This window comes from Nocardia puris, assembly GCF_036051655.1.
Lineage (GTDB): Bacteria > Actinomycetota > Actinomycetes > Mycobacteriales > Mycobacteriaceae > Nocardia > Nocardia puris.
On the sequence record NZ_CP107943.1, the window covers coordinates 6568725 to 6583596 of the forward strand.

Here is a 14872-nt window from a genome sequence, read left to right on the forward strand (position 1 = left end):
ATCCACGCCGACTCGAGCTGCGCCCACACCCCTCCATGATGGTAAGGGCGTACCATGAAGGCTTTCCCCGCCCGCGAGAGGAGCCCACGCCCGTGCCGCGCTTGGTCGACCACGAGCAACGCCGCCGCCAGATCACCGACGCCGCCCGGCGCGTGATCACGCGCGGCGGGATGGAAGCGGCCACCTTCCAGTCGGTCGCCGCCGAGGCGGGGATCTCGGTGCGCCTGGTGCAGTACTACTTCGGCACCAAGAAGGACTTCCTGATGGCGACGCATCGCGCCGTGATCGACGATTCGGCGGCCCGGTTCACCGAGCGGATCACGGCGGGCGGGCCGATCACCGACCCGCGCGAGATCGTCCGCACCGTCGCCGACGCCCTGCTGCCCTTGGACGCGGACAGCCGCTCAGACGCCCTGGTCAACGTCGCCTTCCACGTCGCGGGGCTCACCGGCTCGGAGATCGTGTCCGAGGACCTGCTGGCCCCACCTCGCCTGCTGGTCGCGACGCTCACCGACGTGCTGAGCAAGGCCGACCCCGACAGCGCCGCCACGGCCGAACTGGACGCGGGACTGATCCTCGGCGCGCTCGTCGGGCTGACGCAGAGTATGTTGGCCGGACACCACAGCGCCGACGAAGCCCGCAGGTTCGTCGATCATCTCCTCGACCGGATCCCGGGGACGGCGCGGTAGACTTACATTCCACTATGGAATGTCTACGCGGAGGGAGCGCGCGGTGACAGAGACCGCCACTCGGCGCAAGACCCTGAACTCGACGGCGGCCTCGCTGCTCGGGTTCCTGCACGAAGGCCCCATGTCCGGCTGGGATCTGGTGACCATCGCCCAGGAGCGGATCGGCGGCTTCTGGACGATCACACAGAGCCAGGTGTATCGCGAGCTGGCCGCCATGCACACGGCCGGCCTGGTCGAGAAGGGCGAGAGCGGCGCGCGCGATCGCACGCCCTACCGGATCACCGACGCGGGCCGGGAAGCGTTCGCGGAGTGGATCGCTCGCGATCCCGGCGCCGAGACCATCCGGGTGCCGCTGCTGCTGACGATGTCGTTCGGCAGGCACCTCGATCCCGAGCATTTGGACCGGATCATCGCGGCCAATCGCAAGATTCACGAGGCACGCCTGGCGCACTATCTGACCGACGACCACGACAACATCCCCCCGCACTCGCGCGCCACGCTCGATTTCGGCATCCGCTACGAGCGCGCGGTCCTCGAGTGGTTCGACAACCTACCGACGTTGCTCGGCCGCTGACGCGGCGCGGGAGACTTTGTCCCGCAACCACTCCCACGCGTCCTCCACATTGTCGACGACCTCGCCGCCGGGGAGCGGCGGCCGCTCGACCACGACGACGGGAATGCCGGCCGCGCGCGCCGCGACGAGTTTCGCCTCGGTCTGCTCGCCGCCGCTGTCCTTGGTGACCAGCACATCGATGCGGTGCGCGGCCAGCAGCTGCGCCTCCTCCTCGGAGGTGAACGGCCCACGGGCGAACAGTAATTCGTGCCGGGCGGGCAGCGGACCACTCGGCGGGTCGATGGATCGGATCAGGAACCACGGACCGTCCACGCCCGCGAACGCCCCCACGCCCTGACGCCCGATGGTCAGAAACACCCGCGCCCCCAGGCTCGGGAGCACGCGGGCGGCCTCGTCGAGATCGGGCACGCGAATCCAACGGTCACCGGGACTTTCGGTCCAACCGGGCCTGCGTAGATGCAGCAGCGGGACGCCCGCCGCCCGCGCGACCGTCGACGCGTTGGCGCTGATCCGCGCGGCGAAAGGATGGGTGGCCACCACCACGGCGTCGATATCGTTGTCCGCCAACCACTCCCGCATCCCCTCGGCGCCGCCGAAACCGCCGACGCGCACCTCGCCCTCGGGCCACGCAGGATTCCGCACGCGGCCGGCGAGCGAGGTCACGATCTCGAGACCTCGCTCGCCGGTGGCCAGGTGGGCCAGGCGCCGGGCTTCGCCGGTGCCGCCCAGGATCAGGGCTTTCAGGGCTGGCCGCTGAAGTACGCCAGACCCGAGTTCAGCAGCGACGGGCCACCGGCGACCAGCAGGCCGATGACCGCGCCGAGGGCCGCGCCCGGAATGACGCCGACCACGAAACCGAACAGGCCGATGAGCCCGCCGATCACGGCGCCGACCGCCGCACCCAGCGAGGCGCGCTGCAACTCGGCGAAGAACCACTGCTGGGAGCTGATGTCCTGGGTGGCGATCGCACCGGCCTTCGGGGTGAGCGTGAGGCTGCGGCCCTCGTCGGCGATGGCCGCGCCGAACTCGACGGGCGCGCCCGTGGCCGCGTCCACGGCGCCGAGCGGGATGCGGGTGACGACCTCGCCCGCGGCGTTGGTCAGGGTGACCGCGGTGCTGTCGGCGTCCAGGCTGAACGCGCCGCCGGTGACGGTGGTGACGATCGAGCGGCCCGCGTCGGCCAGGGTGGCGGTGTAGTTCACGCCCTGGTCGGTGCCCTGCGCGGCCAGCGTGGCCTGCTGCTCGGCGGCCGGGGGCACGCCGGGGCCCGCGTAGGCGGTACCCGCGGCGACACCGGTCGCGGCGATGGCCAGCACGGCGGTGGCGGCGAACTTCTTGTACTTCATACTTCTCCCCATCAGGTATCGGATTCGAGACGATCGAATCTCGCTGCCGACCCTACCCGCAGGCCAACCGGGGTTTCATCCCCCGAAAGTCCCGGCCGGTGTGCTATCGCGGTTTGACGGCCGACCACTGCGCGACCGGGAGCTGCGGGCGCCATGCGGTGAACCCGCCGAGCGGCTCGGCACGGTAGATCTGGAATTTCCGCAGGTCACCGCCGTATCGAGCGGCCGAGGACACCAGCAGCGCCTCCGATTCGGCGGTCACCGCGTTGGCGACGAGCCGGCCGCCGTGACGCAGCTGTGCCCAGCATGTCTCGAGCACGCCAGGCTGGGTCACACCGCCACCGAGGAAGATCGCGTCCGGAGCGGGTTCCCCGGACGCGTCCGCCAGTTCGGCCAGCACCTCGCCGCGCACGCGGAGCTGCGGGACGCCGAGCGCCGTCGCGTTGGCCTCGATGCCCGCGCGCCGGGTGGCGAGACGTTCGAAGGTGACCGCGCGGCAGGTGGGGTGGGTGCGGCACCATTCGATGGCGATGCTGCCGGAGCCGCCGCCCACGTCCCAGAGCAGTTCGCCCGGAGCGGGGGCGAGGGCGGCGAGGGTCAGCGCGCGCACCTCCGCCTTGGTGAGCTGGCCGTCGCCGCCGTACAGGGCATCGGGGAGGCCGGGCAGTCGGGTAGCGCGGGGGCGGTCCGGGTCCGCGACGCATTCGAGCGCGATGATATTGAGCGGATCGACTTCGCGCGCAGTCCATTTCGCGGCAAGGTCCTGGGAGATGCGCTCGGCGGGGCCGCCGAGTTGTTCGAGGACGGTGAGGGTGGAGTCGCCGAAACCGTTCTCGCGCAACAGTTCCGCAAGCGCGGACGGTGTTCGCTCGTCGGCGCTCAGGACAAGAAACCTGCTGCCGTCCGACAATTCGGGAAGCACCGCGTGCAGCGGCCTGCCGACCGCGCTGACCACCGGTGTTTCGGCCAGCGGCCAGCCGAGGCGGGCACAGGCCAGCGTGGCCGACGAGGGCTGCGGAAACACCTGCAGCGCAGCGGGACCCACGAGCCGGGCCAGCGTGACGCCGATGCCGTAGAACATCGGGTCGCCGCTGGCCAGCACGCACACGCGCCGACCCGTCTGCTCGCGCAACAGGTCCGGCAGGGCGGGCAGCAACGGTGACGGCCATGCCCGGCGTTGGATGCCGACTTCCTCAGGGACAAGGGCCAATTGGCGGGCGGAACCGAACAGGACCTCGGCCGCGCCGATCGCCTCCTTGGCGCGCACGCCGAGCCCGTCCCACCCGTCGGCACCGAGGCCGACGACCACGAGGGGCGGGCCCGCCCAGGTGAGCGTCACCGGGGCAGCCGGCGCCAGACGGCGCGGGGCAGCAGTCGCATACCCACGAACACGGGACCCAGGACCCACGGCACCCAGAGCTGGTCGGTGCCCCGCCGCAGCCCGCGCACGACGGCGTCGGCGACCTGGTCCGGGGTGCTGGAGAACGGGGCCGGATCCATGCCCTCGGTCATGCGGCCGATGACGAAGCCGGGCCGCACCAGCAGGAGCTGAACTCCGCTGCCGTGCAACGCATCCGTGAGCCCGGAGACGAAACCATCCAGGCCCGCCTTGGCCGAGCCGTACACGTAGTTGGCGCGGCGCACCCGCACGCCCGCCACCGAACTGAACGCGACGATCTGGCCGCGGCCCTGCGCGCGCAGGAGATTCGCGAGGGTGGTGAGCACGCTGACCTGGGCGACGAAGTCGGTGTGCACCACGGCCGCGGCGTGCTCGGGTTCGCGTTCGGCGCGGGCCTGGTCGCCGAGCACCCCGAAGGCGAGGACGGCGACGCCGATCGGGCCGTGCTCGGCCGCGATCTTCTCCAGCAGCGCTTGGTGGCTCGCGATGTCGTCGGCGTCGAAATCGGCGGTGTGCACGGCGGTCGCGCCCGCGGCCCGGACCTGCGCGATCGGGGCGGTGAGGTCGCCGCCCGGCCGCGCCGCCAGGATCACCGTGCGGCCCGGCGCGAGCCTGCGCGCGACCTCGAGGCCGATCTCGCTGCGTCCGCCGAGCACCAGGACGGAACCGTCGTCGATCCCTCGCTTACCCATGCGCCCAGTCTGTCATCCGAGGACGAGGGACGTGCACGCCCATACGCTCAGGTGCGCGCGGAACCACGTGCCGGTGTGCCTTTCAGTGCTGACGCGCTTCGGCGAGGGGACGAGACACGCTCGGATGCGGACACGAACCGGGCGGCCGACCTCCCTCATCGCCTATCGGCCCGCGGCCGAAGCGCCCGCCCCTCAGCGGAGCGAGCCGGAGGACAGCACGCGCCCCACCTGGATCGCGATCACCACGCGCGTGGGGTTCTCGCGCGGGATGCGGTAGCGGGCGGCGTAGCGCTCCTCCGCTTCGGCGACCGAGGCGGGATCGGTCAGCACGGTCGCGGGACCTTCGAGGGTGAGCCAGCGGGGACCGTTGACCTGGCTCACGGCGGCGTAACCGGAGCGGCGGACATTGCGCACCTTCACCGAACCGCCGTCGGTGATGATGCGGACCAGTCCGGCGTCGGGGTCCCAGGTGAAACCCACCGCCACCACGTGCGGCGTGCCGTCGGCGCGGAGCGTGGTGAGGGTGGCGAGGTGGCGTTCGGTGACGAATTCGACGGCGGCCGGGCTCAGATCGGCGGTGGTGGTCGGCATCATCCGACCGTACCCGGGGCGAGTCGGAGGCCCGCGCACGTGGTGACGCCCGGTGGTCGTCCACTCGCCGGCCGCCGCCCTCGTCCGAACGCGGATGTGGCTACACCGACAGTTCGGTGACGATCTTCTCGATGCGGCTGTGGTCGCCGATGGTCACGCGCACCTTGGGTTTCTTTCCGCTGCCGAGGGATTCGACCACGTCGGCGGGGACGCGGAACCCGGTGGCGGTCTTGCCACCGAGTTCGATCGTGGTGGTGAACGTCGACACCGGGCCGGTCACAGGACGGTGAGGCCGTGGGGGCGGGTGTTCATGGATTCGGCGCCGTCCTCGGTGACGACCACGATGTCCTCGATGCGGGCGCCCCAGCTGCCCCGGAAGTAGATGCCGGGTTCGACGCTGAACGCCATCCCCTGCTGCAAGACCAGGTCGTTACCCGCGACGATGTAGGGCTCCTCGTGCACCGACAGTCCGATGCCGTGGCCGGTGCGGTGCACGAACGCGTCACCGAAACCGGCCTCGGTCAACACATCTCGCGCGGCGGCGTCCACCGACTGGGCGGAGACGCCGGGCCGGACGGCGGCGACGGCGGCCGCCTGGGCGCGCTCGAGCGCCGCGAACCGGTCCACGATCGCCGCGCTGGGCTCGCCGAGGACGTAGGTGCGGGTGGAGTCGGAGTAGTAGCCGGGTTCCACCGGCCCGCCGATATCGATCACCACCACGTCGCCCTTGCCGATCCGGCGCTCGGAGACGCCGTGGTGCGGGTCGGCGCCGTGCGGACCGCTGCCCACGATGACGAACGCCGCCTCCGTATGTCCTTCCTCTACGATCGCCGCCGAGATATCGGCCCCCACTTCCGCCTCGGTGCGGCCCGCGACGAGGAACTCACCCATCCGCGCGTGCACGCGGTCGATGGCGGCGCCCGCGCGGCGCAGCGCGTCGATCTCGGCGGCGTCCTTGATCATCCGCATCTCGCGCAGCACCGGCGTCGCCGAGGCGGGCAACCCGCTGAACGCCCCCGCCAGCGGGATCAGGTGCAGCGCGGGCATCGCGTCGGCCACGGCCACGCGCGAACCGGCGTGCAGCGTCGAGCGCACCACCTGGTACGGGTCCACCCCGTCGACCCAGTCCAGCACTTGCAGACCGAGTTCGCCCGCCGCCGAGCCTTCCAGCGAGGCCAGCTCGAGCTTCGGAATCACTACCGAGGGCGTCGCCCCGTCGGCGGAGATCACCAGGCAGGTGAGCCGTTCGAACGATTCGGCCGCCGACCCGATCAGATACCGCAGATCCGGCCCCGGCGTGATGAGCAGCGCGTCGAGGTGCGCCGCGCGCATCAGCTCGACCGCCCGCTCCAGCCGCTCCCCGTACACATCCGCCGCGAACCTGGATTCCGTGTGCGAACTCATACCTTCCGACGTTACCCGCCCGCCCGCCGCGGCGGACCCGCCCCGCGGGATCGCCGCCGGTTCGTCGGTGGCGCCGGGTAGCCTTCGGCGGGTGACCTCTGCGACGACCGGTGGCCCGCTGCTCCTGCTCGACGGCGCCAGCCTGTGGTTCCGTGCCTTCTACGCCATCCCGGACAAGATCACCGCGCCCGACGGCCGCCCGGTCAACGCGGTGCGCGGGTTCACCGATATGGTCGCCTCGCTCGTCACCAAGCACGCGCCCGCGCGGCTGGTGGTGTGCCTGGACCTGGACTGGCGGCCCAGCTTCCGCGTGGAACTGGTGCCGTCCTACAAGACGCACCGCCTCGACACCTCGGCCCCGGAGCCGGGCACGGAGGAGGTGCCCGACCGCCTCACCCCGCAGGTCGACATGATCCTCGACGTCCTCGAGGCCGCGGGCATCGCCACCGGCGGCGCGGAGGGGCTCGAAGCCGACGACGTGCTCGGCACCCTCGCCACCCGGGAGCGCACCGACCCGGTCATCGTGGTGAGCGGCGACCGCGACCTGCTGCAGTTGGTCCGCGACGAGCCCGCGCCGCCCGTGCGGGTGCTGTACGCGGGGCGCGGGCTGGCCAAGGCCGAACTGTTCGGGCCCGCCGAGGTGGCGGCGAAATACGGTGTGCGAGAAGAGAACGCGGGGCCCGGCTACGCCGATCTGGCGACCTTGCGCGGCGATTCCTCGGACGGTCTGCCGGGTGTGGCCGGGATCGGCGAGAAGTCGGCGGCCACCCTGATCTCGCGCTTCGGCTCGCTGGAGGCGCTGCGCGCCGCCGTCGACGACCCCGCCTCCGACCTCGCGCCCGGTGTGCGCGGCAAGCTGCGCGCGGCCGAGGACTATCTGACGGCCGCCGCACCGGTGGTGCGCGTGGTCCGCGATGCCGAAGTGGTGTTGTCGCGGCCCGACGCGCTGCCGGTGAGCCCGGCCGACCCGGACCGCCTCGCCGAACTGGCGGTTCTCTACAACGCCGAGAGCCCGATCAAGCGATTGATCGCGGCGCTGCAAGCTCCCCGAGGCTGAGTACCTCCCCCACCAACGCAAAGGCCCGTGAACGCCCCGCGCCCACACCGCATTCGGTGTGATCGCGGAGCCTTCACGGGCCGAGGGTCCCCACCCCGGGCGGCGCGGGGCCGCCCGTCCGCCGAGCGGATCAGCTGGGGCGGCCTACCTCGTAGGTGCCGTCTTCCTTGGTGATCTTGATATTGACGGTCTTCTCCTCGCCGCTGACCTTCAGGGTGCAGGAGAAGGTGGCATCGACCTCGACGGCCTGACCGGACGGGCACGCGACGTCGGTGACGTCCTGGATGCCGTAGGAGTCGGTGAGGACCTTCTGCACGCCCTCCTGCACCGCCGTCTGGTCCAGTTCGTCGGACGCGGTGAGGAACAGGATCAGGCCCACCACACCGGCGATCACCAGGACGCCGACCACGGCGAGCGCCGCGATCAGGCCCTTCTTGCTCTTGCCGCCCTGCGGCGGCTGGCCTGCGCCCTGACCGCCCCACTGCTGCTGCGGCTGGCCCGCCTGGCCCCACTGCTGCTGCGGCTGCTGGTTCCAATCCTGCGGCTGGCCCGGGGTCTGCCCCCACTGCTGCTGCGGCTGGCCGGGGGTCTGGCTCCACGGCTGCTGCGGCTGCTGCTGGGGCTGCTGCCCCCACGGCTGCTGCGGCTGGCCGGGCGTCTGGCCCCACTGCTGCTGCGGCGGCTGGTTCGGGTCGCCGCCCCACTGCTGGGTGGGCTGGGCCTGCGGATTCGGCTGCCCACCCCATTGCTGGGTCGGTCCGGCGCCGCCGGGCGTCTGCTGTCCGCCCCACTGCTGGGTGGGATCGTTACGTCCCTCCCCGGCGGGGTCGTTCGGTCCGTACGGGCCGCTCATCTGCTTGCCTCCACTCGCATCGTTCTTCACACGGTAGCCCCCCGCGGGCGACTCGTCGCACGGTAACGACTCCTCCACCACGGTCGGTGCGCGAAAGAAATCAAATCACAACTGAATCCGCTACGCGGCGTCCACCGCCACGACACCCCGCCGGATGGCCCGCACCGCCTTGGCGGCGGTCCCCGCGAGCTCGGGGTCGTCGGCGGTGCCGTTGATCTGGTCGAGCAGGTCGATGACCTGCCTGCACCAGCGCACGAAATCGCCCGCCGACAGCGGCGTGCCCTGGTCACCACTGGCCAGCAACGATTCGGCCAACCCGTCGCCGCGCGCCCATTTGTACACGCCCGACACGAATCCGAGATCGGGTTCGCGCGTGGGCGGCAGCTTGTGGCGGGCCTCGTCGCCGCGCAACTCCTGCCACACCCCGACCGTCTCGCCGACCGCCCTCTTGATCGGCGCGGTCGGGCCGGTGACGCCCAGCAAACCGCCTTCCTGCCGGGATTCGTACACCAGGATCGACACCACCGCCGCCAGCTCGGCAGGCCCCAGACCGCGCCAGAGCCCCTGCCGCAGGCATTCGGCGACCAGCAGATCGCTCTCGGCGTAGATGCGGGCGAGCCTGCGCCCGTCGGCGGTGACCTCGCCCTCGCGCACGAACCCGCGCTCCTCGAGCAGCCCGACGATGCGGTCGAAGGTGCGCGCCAGCGAGTTCGTGGTGGCCGCGACCTTCTGGCGCATGGCCTCGGTCTCGCGCGCCAGCCGGTTGTAGCGCTCGCCGATCCTGGCCATCTGCTCGCGGTCGGGCCGGTGGTGCGCGGGGTGCGCGCGCAGGCTGCGCCGCAACGTGGAGAGCTCCCGGTCGTCGGCCGCCTCCGCCCGCTTCCCGCGCCGCGAGCGCCCCGGCGCGGTGATGCCGGTGCTGCGCAGGGCCGAGGCCAGATCGCGGCGGGTGCGCGCGGTGCGGTGATCCACCCGGCGCGGCAGGCGCATGTGGCCCAGCGGCTCGGCCGGGTTGGGGAAGTCGGCGACCGACACGCGGCCCGCCCACTTGTCCTCGGTGAGCACCAGCGGGCGCGGATCGTTCGGCGTGGCGTCGGGTTCCAGGATCACCGCGAGCCCGGTGCGCCGCCCGGACTGGATGGCCACCACATCGCCCCGGCGCAACGCCGTCAGCGCGGTCACGGCCGCGCCGCGCCGGTCGGACCGGTGCTGCTGGGCCAGCTGGCGCTCGCGCTGCTTGATCCGCTCGCGCAGCGAGATGTATTCCAGGAAGCCGCCTTCCGTGCCACCCAGCTGTTCGCGCAACGTCGCCAGCTGTGCTTCGTTGCGCTCGATGCCACGCACCAGGCCCACCACCGAACGGTCGGCCTGGAACTGCGCGAACGACCGCTCCAGCAGCGCGCGGGATTCGGCCGCGCCCATCCGGTCGATCAGGTTGATCGACATGTTGTAACCGGGGCGGAACGAGCTGCGCAGCGGGTACGTCCGGGTGGAGGCCAGGCCGGCGACAGCGCTGGTGTCGACCTCCGGCTGCCACAGCACCACCGCGTGACCCTCGACGTCGATGCCGCGCCGCCCGGCGCGCCCGGTGAGCTGCGTGTACTCGCCGGGCGTGAGTTCGGCGTGCGATTCGCCGTTGTACTTGACCAGCCGTTCCAGCACCACGGTGCGCGCGGGCATGTTGATGCCCAGCGCGAGCGTCTCGGTGGCGAACACCGCCCGTACCAGCCCGCGCACGAACAGTTCCTCCACCGTGTGGCGGAAGGCGGGCAGCATGCCCGCGTGGTGCGCGGCCAGGCCGCGGTGCAGCGCCTCGCGCCACTCCCAGTAGCCGAGCACCTCGAGATCGCCCTTGGGCAGGTCGCCGGTGTGCTTCTCGATGATGGCGTCGATCTCGTCGGCCTCGCCGTCGCGGCTCAGGTCCAGGCGCGAGCGCACGCACTGGGCCAGCGCGCCGTCGCACCCGGCACGGCTGAAGATGAACGTGATCGCGGGCAGCAGGCCCTCTTCGTCCAGCCGCGCCAGCACCTCCGGGCGCGGCAGCGGCCGGAAGTCGCGCCGCCCGCCGCCACGGCCGCGCGGGCCGTGGCCCCAGCCGTTCATCCGGTCGGCGGCCTCGCGCTGGCGGATGTAGCGCACCAGGTCCTCGTCGACGAGGACCTTCTGATCGCTGGACTTGGTGTCGAACAGGTCGAACATGCGCCTGCCCACCATCACGTGCTGCCACAGCGGCACCGGGCGCGTCTCGTCCACCACCACCGCGGTGTCGCCGCGCACGGTCGCCATCCACGCGCCGAACTCCTCGGCGTTGCTGACCGTGGCCGACAGGCTCACCAGCCGCACGTCGGCGGGCAGGTGCAGGATGACCTCCTCCCACACCGCGCCGCGGAAGCGGTCGGCCAGGTAGTGCACCTCGTCCATCACGACGTAGGACAGGCCGCGCAGCGCGTCCGACGACGCGTAGAGCATGTTGCGCAGCACCTCGGTGGTCATCACGATCACCGGCGCGGTCGGGTTGATCGACTGGTCGCCGGTGAGCAGGCCGACGTGCTCGCGGCCGTGGCGCTCGGTGAGGTCGGCGAACTTCTGGTTCGACAGCGCCTTGATCGGCGTGGTGTAGAAGCACTTGCCGCCCGAGGCCAGGGCCAAGTGCACGGCGAACTCGCCGACCACCGTCTTGCCCGCGCCGGTGGGCGCGCACACGAGCACGCCGTGGCCGCCTTCCAGCGCGCGGCAGGCCTGCCGCTGGAACGGGTCGAGAGAGAAGGTCAGCTCGGCGGCGAAGGTCGCCAGCTCGCCAGTCAGGGACCGGTCATCTGTCACCGTTCAGAGGGTATCGGAGTAGTCCGACACCGGGCGCGTGGATTTCCCGGCCGGGTCCACCATGCCCTCGGCGGGACGGATCGGCTCGGGCGCGCCGATCTCGGAGGCCTCGTCGTCGTCCAATGCGGCCAGCGCGTCGCGGCGGGCCTTGCGCTTGTCGTGGATCCTGGCGATCTGCACGGCCACCTCGAACAGGATCGTCAGCGCGAACGCCAGGGCCAGCATGGACAGCGGGTCCTGCGGGGTGACCACCGCGGCGAAGCAGAACAGGCCGAAGATGATGCCGCGCCGCCACGCCTTGAGCTTCTCGTAGCTGAGCACGCCGACCAGGTTCAGCCCGACGATCAGCAAGGGCACTTCGAAGCTGACGCCGAAGATGATCAGCAGCTGGATGATGAACGAGAAATACTCGCTACCGCTGAGCGCGGTGATCTGGACGTTGTCGCCGATGGTGAGCAGGAAGCTCAACGCGTGGGCGACCACCACGTAGGCGAGCACGGCACCGAGGGCGAACAGTACGGTGCCGGTGGTGACGAACCCGACGGCGTACTTGCGTTCCTTGGCGTACAGGCCCGGCGTGATGAACGCCCAGACCTGGTAGAGCCAGATCGGCGCGGCCAGGACGACACCCGCGGTGAAGCCCACCTTCACCCGGAGCATGAACTGCTCGAACGGAGCGGTGGCGAGCAGGCGGCAGGCGCCGTCCGGCGAGAGCGCGGCGCGCGACTCCGGCGGCAGCGCACAGTACGGACCGCGCAGGATCTCGCCGAGGCTCTCGATGCCGAGGAAGGAATGGGCGTACCAGAGGAAGCCGAGCACGGTGGTCAGCGCCACCGCCGCCAGCGACTTCAGCAACCGGCTGCGCAGTTCCTGCAGGTGCTCGACCAACGACATGGTGCCGTCGGGATTCGTCCTGCGCCTGCTGCGCCGGGGATCGAACGGGATTCGCATATGTGTGGTCGCCCTCGCCTGTCACAAACCGCCGAACAGCACTGACCGGGGTGAGCTCGGACTCACCCCGGCGGGAGCATACGGCTCAGGCCGATTTGGTCTCGGCCTGCGGCGCGGCGGCGGGCTGGGCCGCGGGCTGCGCCGGCGGCAGCTGCTGGGCCTGCGGCTGCTGCGGGGCGGCCGCGCCCTGGGCGGGGGCCGCGTCGTTCTGCATCTGGCTGACCTCGCTCTTGAAGATCCGCAGCGAACGGCCGATGCCGCGCGCGGCATCGGGCAGCCGCTTCGCGCCGAACAACACCACGAACAGCAGCGCGATGATCAGCAGGTGCGACCAGCTGAACGTGCCTGACATGTGAAACCTCCCAAGACTGTGGTAGCTCCGATGCTACCGGACCTCGACCCTGAGCACGCCGCTCGACGTGCTCGTTAGCCCGGTGTTCAACCGGTCACAGCGGCCGCCGCGGCGCGCAGATCGGCCAGCAGATCCCGGCCCGACCACGCGCGCCGGTCACCCTGTTCGGCCGCGACGATCAGTTCGATGAGGCGCTGATTCACCGGCGTCGGCACGCCGACCATGGCGCCCAAACCTACGATTTCGCCACAGAGCCAAGAGATTTCGGTCTTGCGCCCGGCGGCGAGATCGTCGGCCATCGAGGAGCGCGCGAGCGGGTCGACGGCCAGCACCGCGCCCGCCACGCGCCGGAACACGCCGTCGGGCACGGTGAGCACGCGGGCCATCAGCTCGGGCGGCAGCGGCGTCAGCCGGGCGGGACGAATTCGCGCTTTGTTCATCGCGGTGAGCGCCTCGCGCTGGGCCAGCGCCAGGCAGCGGCGATAGTCTCGCTCGCCCAGTTCCTCACGCAGCGGGCGCCCCGACAGCGCGTTGATCGGATTGTTCAGATTCAGCAGCAGTTTCGCCCACTGCACCGGGCGCAGGTCCGCGTGCCTGCGCAGCGGCAGTCCCGCCCGGTCGAAGACGTCCACGAAATCGGCCAGCGCCGGATCGTCCTGCACGGCCAGCCCGCCCGCGGTGCCGCGATGGAAATGCCCGTCGGGATGGTGCACGACGTTGAACATCACCATGCCCGCCAGCACCACGCACGAGGGCAGGATCTCGCGGATCACGGTGTCGTTGCCGATGCCGTTCTGCAGGCTCAGCACCACCGTACCCGGCCGGATCTTGCCCGCCAGTTCGCGCACCGCGTCGGCAGTGGCGCCCGATTTCACCGCGACGAGCACCAGGTCGGCCGAACCGACCTCGTCGGGACGGGTGGCCAGGCGGAAGCCGTCGGGCGGTACCCGCACCTCGGCGCCGTCCAGATCGGTCAGGCGCAGTCCGGACGCGCCGATCTCGTCCACCAGCCATTGCCTGCCGACGAAGGTGACCTCCGCGCCCGCCGCCGCCAGCCTGCCACCGACGTAGACGCCGATGCTGCCCGCGCCGAGCACCATGACCCGCGCCGGCATGTTGTCGAGCCCCGACACCTCACTCCATTTCTTCGAGTCCGGCGTCCGTGTAGGCGGCCAGGGCCGCCTCGGAACGCTCCCGCACCGCCGCGACGAGATCGGGCGGGCCGAGTACGGTGACGCCCGCGCCGAAGCCGAGCAGCAGCCGTGCCATCCAGTCCAGGGTGGCGAACCGCATGGTCGCCTCCAGCGTGCCGTCCGGATGCACCGCCAGGCGGTGCATCGGGTACTGGTCGAACACCCAGCCGTAGTCGGGCCGGATGCGCAGGTGCGCCGACGGCAGCGCCGGATCGTCCTGGAACAGGTCCAGCGAGGCGGCCGCCTCGCTGGCGGCGTGGCTCGGCGGGTGGGCGGGTTCGTCCAGTTCGGTGGCGTCTTCGATCCGGTCGAACCGGAACAGCCGCACCCCTTCGGCCTCGCGGCACCAGGCCTGCAGATAGCTGTTGTCGTCCACCAGGACCGTCCGGATCGGGTCGACGACCCGCTCGGACACCACGTCCCGGCTGGCCGAGTAGTAGACCAGCCGCAGCGCGTGCCGGCGGGCCAGCGCCGCGCGCACGGTCGCCACCGCGGGCGCCTCCACCGGCGCGGCGAACGGTTCCGGGCCCGGCCGCTCGGGCCTGGCGCCGGTGATCGCGGATTCGATCTTGGCGATGGCGGCGTGCGCGGCGGTGGGATCGACCATGCCGGGCATGTCCACGAGGGAACGCAGCGCCACCAGCAATGCGGTCGCCTCGGTGGAGGTGAGCCGCAGCGGGCGGTCCATGCCTGCGGAGAAGGTGACCTCGATGGACTCCTCGGAGAACGAGAGGTCGATCAGATCACCCGGGCCGTAGCCGGGCAGGCCGCACATCCAGAGCTGGTTGAGATCGCTCATGAGCTGTTTGGTGGTGACGCCCAGATCGGCCGCCGCCTCCGCCGCGCTGATGCCGGGGTTGGCGATGAAGTACGGAATCATGTTGAGCAGCCGCGAAAGCCGCACGGAGAGGCGCCCGCTCATGCCTGCGCCTCGCTGACGCTCGGCTC

Annotated in this window: 16 protein-coding genes; 3 read left to right on the forward strand and 13 right to left on the reverse strand. The window is 71.4% G+C overall.

Annotation, left to right across the window (positions count from 1 at the left end):
* Positions 1-92: 92 nt before the first annotated feature.
* Positions 93-689: a TetR/AcrR family transcriptional regulator gene (locus OHB21_RS30465; RefSeq protein WP_067512797.1), complete on the forward strand. Its 597-nt coding sequence runs from the start codon at positions 93-95 to the stop codon at positions 687-689.
* A 19-nt stretch (positions 690-708) separates the two neighbouring features.
* Entirely contained in the window at positions 709-1263 is a 555-nt protein-coding gene (locus OHB21_RS30470) for a PadR family transcriptional regulator (RefSeq protein ID WP_067512795.1), read from the forward strand.
* On the opposite strand, the gene OHB21_RS30475 is transcribed toward OHB21_RS30470, so the two are convergent.
* From OHB21_RS30475 to OHB21_RS30505, 7 genes are all read right to left on the reverse strand, one after another.
* Positions 1240-2007 (reverse strand): cobalt-precorrin-6A reductase, encoded by a 768-nt coding sequence (locus OHB21_RS30475; RefSeq protein ID WP_195124523.1) that lies wholly within the window; start codon positions 2005-2007, stop codon positions 1240-1242. The genes OHB21_RS30470 and OHB21_RS30475 overlap by 24 nt on opposite strands.
* Entirely contained in the window at positions 2004-2609 is a 606-nt protein-coding gene (locus OHB21_RS30480; protein WP_195124341.1) for a hypothetical protein, read from the reverse strand. The genes OHB21_RS30475 and OHB21_RS30480 overlap by 4 nt, the downstream gene beginning before the upstream one ends.
* Before the next feature lie 103 nt (positions 2610-2712).
* Positions 2713-3966, reverse strand: a complete 1254-nt coding sequence (gene cbiE / locus OHB21_RS30485) for a precorrin-6y C5,15-methyltransferase (decarboxylating) subunit CbiE (protein ID WP_195124524.1) — start codon at positions 3964-3966, stop codon at positions 2713-2715.
* Positions 3945-4700, reverse strand: coding sequence for an SDR family NAD(P)-dependent oxidoreductase (locus tag OHB21_RS30490; RefSeq protein WP_067512791.1), 756 nt, complete (start codon positions 4698-4700; stop codon positions 3945-3947). The genes cbiE and OHB21_RS30490 overlap by 22 nt, the downstream gene beginning before the upstream one ends.
* A gap of 192 nt (positions 4701-4892) precedes the next feature.
* Complete coding sequence (locus tag OHB21_RS30495) at positions 4893-5291, reverse strand: pyridoxamine 5'-phosphate oxidase family protein (protein WP_067512884.1); 399 nt, start codon at positions 5289-5291, stop codon at positions 4893-4895.
* A gap of 100 nt (positions 5292-5391) precedes the next feature.
* Complete coding sequence (locus OHB21_RS30500; protein ID WP_067512789.1) at positions 5392-5571, reverse strand: DUF1905 domain-containing protein; 180 nt, start codon at positions 5569-5571, stop codon at positions 5392-5394.
* Positions 5568-6695: a M24 family metallopeptidase gene (locus tag OHB21_RS30505; protein WP_067512787.1), complete on the reverse strand. Its 1128-nt coding sequence runs from the start codon at positions 6693-6695 to the stop codon at positions 5568-5570. The genes OHB21_RS30500 and OHB21_RS30505 overlap by 4 nt, the downstream gene beginning before the upstream one ends.
* A 91-nt stretch (positions 6696-6786) precedes the next feature.
* Between OHB21_RS30505 and OHB21_RS30510 the strand changes: the two genes are divergently transcribed.
* On the forward strand, positions 6787-7752 hold the full coding sequence (locus OHB21_RS30510; RefSeq protein ID WP_195124342.1) for a 5'-3' exonuclease: 966 nt from the start codon (positions 6787-6789) through the stop codon (positions 7750-7752).
* A 130-nt stretch (positions 7753-7882) separates the two neighbouring features.
* Here OHB21_RS30510 and OHB21_RS30515 read toward each other — a convergent pair whose 3' ends face one another.
* From OHB21_RS30515 to OHB21_RS30540, 6 genes are all read right to left on the reverse strand, one after another.
* On the reverse strand, positions 7883-8605 hold the full coding sequence (locus OHB21_RS30515) for a DUF4333 domain-containing protein (RefSeq protein ID WP_067512882.1): 723 nt from the start codon (positions 8603-8605) through the stop codon (positions 7883-7885).
* A 120-nt stretch (positions 8606-8725) separates the two neighbouring features.
* The gene (locus OHB21_RS30520) at positions 8726-11428 is read right to left on the reverse strand and encodes a DEAD/DEAH box helicase (protein ID WP_067512783.1); all 2703 of its coding nucleotides are present in this window, start codon (positions 11426-11428) and stop codon (positions 8726-8728) included.
* A gap of 3 nt (positions 11429-11431) precedes the next feature.
* Positions 11432-12379 carry a twin-arginine translocase subunit TatC gene (tatC, locus tag OHB21_RS30525; protein ID WP_067512781.1) on the reverse strand — a complete coding sequence of 316 codons (948 nt, stop codon included), beginning with the start codon at positions 12377-12379 and terminating at the stop codon, positions 11432-11434.
* Between the two features lie 85 nt (positions 12380-12464).
* Positions 12465-12731, reverse strand: a complete 267-nt coding sequence (tatA, locus tag OHB21_RS30530; RefSeq protein WP_113975020.1) for a Sec-independent protein translocase subunit TatA — start codon at positions 12729-12731, stop codon at positions 12465-12467.
* An 86-nt stretch (positions 12732-12817) separates the two neighbouring features.
* Positions 12818-13846, reverse strand: a complete 1029-nt coding sequence (locus tag OHB21_RS30535) for a 2-dehydropantoate 2-reductase (protein ID WP_195124525.1) — start codon at positions 13844-13846, stop codon at positions 12818-12820.
* Positions 13847-13865: 19 nt separating this feature from the next.
* Positions 13866-14846, reverse strand: a complete 981-nt coding sequence (locus tag OHB21_RS30540) for a helix-turn-helix transcriptional regulator (protein ID WP_067512166.1) — start codon at positions 14844-14846, stop codon at positions 13866-13868.
* Between the last annotated feature and the right edge of the window lie 26 nt (positions 14847-14872).

Coding starts and splice junctions, on each gene's coding strand:
- OHB21_RS30470 (WP_067512795.1), top strand. CDS start 709: ATGTCTACGCGGAGGGAGCGCGCGGTGACAGAGACCGCCACTCGGCGC.
- OHB21_RS30480 (WP_195124341.1), bottom strand. CDS start 2,609: ATGAAGTACAAGAAGTTCGCCGCCACCGCCGTGCTGGCCATCGCCGCG.
- OHB21_RS30490 (WP_067512791.1), bottom strand. CDS start 4,700: ATGGGTAAGCGAGGGATCGACGACGGTTCCGTCCTGGTGCTCGGCGGA.
- OHB21_RS30495 (WP_067512884.1), bottom strand. CDS start 5,291: ATGCCGACCACCACCGCCGATCTGAGCCCGGCCGCCGTCGAATTCGTC.
- OHB21_RS30505 (WP_067512787.1), bottom strand. CDS start 6,695: ATGAGTTCGCACACGGAATCCAGGTTCGCGGCGGATGTGTACGGGGAG.
- OHB21_RS30515 (WP_067512882.1), bottom strand. CDS start 8,605: ATGAGCGGCCCGTACGGACCGAACGACCCCGCCGGGGAGGGACGTAAC.
- tatC (WP_067512781.1), bottom strand. CDS start 12,379: ATGCGAATCCCGTTCGATCCCCGGCGCAGCAGGCGCAGGACGAATCCC.
- tatA (WP_113975020.1), bottom strand. CDS start 12,731: ATGTCAGGCACGTTCAGCTGGTCGCACCTGCTGATCATCGCGCTGCTG.
- OHB21_RS30535 (WP_195124525.1), bottom strand. CDS start 13,846: ATGCCGGCGCGGGTCATGGTGCTCGGCGCGGGCAGCATCGGCGTCTAC.
- OHB21_RS30540 (WP_067512166.1), bottom strand. CDS start 14,846: ATGAGCGGGCGCCTCTCCGTGCGGCTTTCGCGGCTGCTCAACATGATT.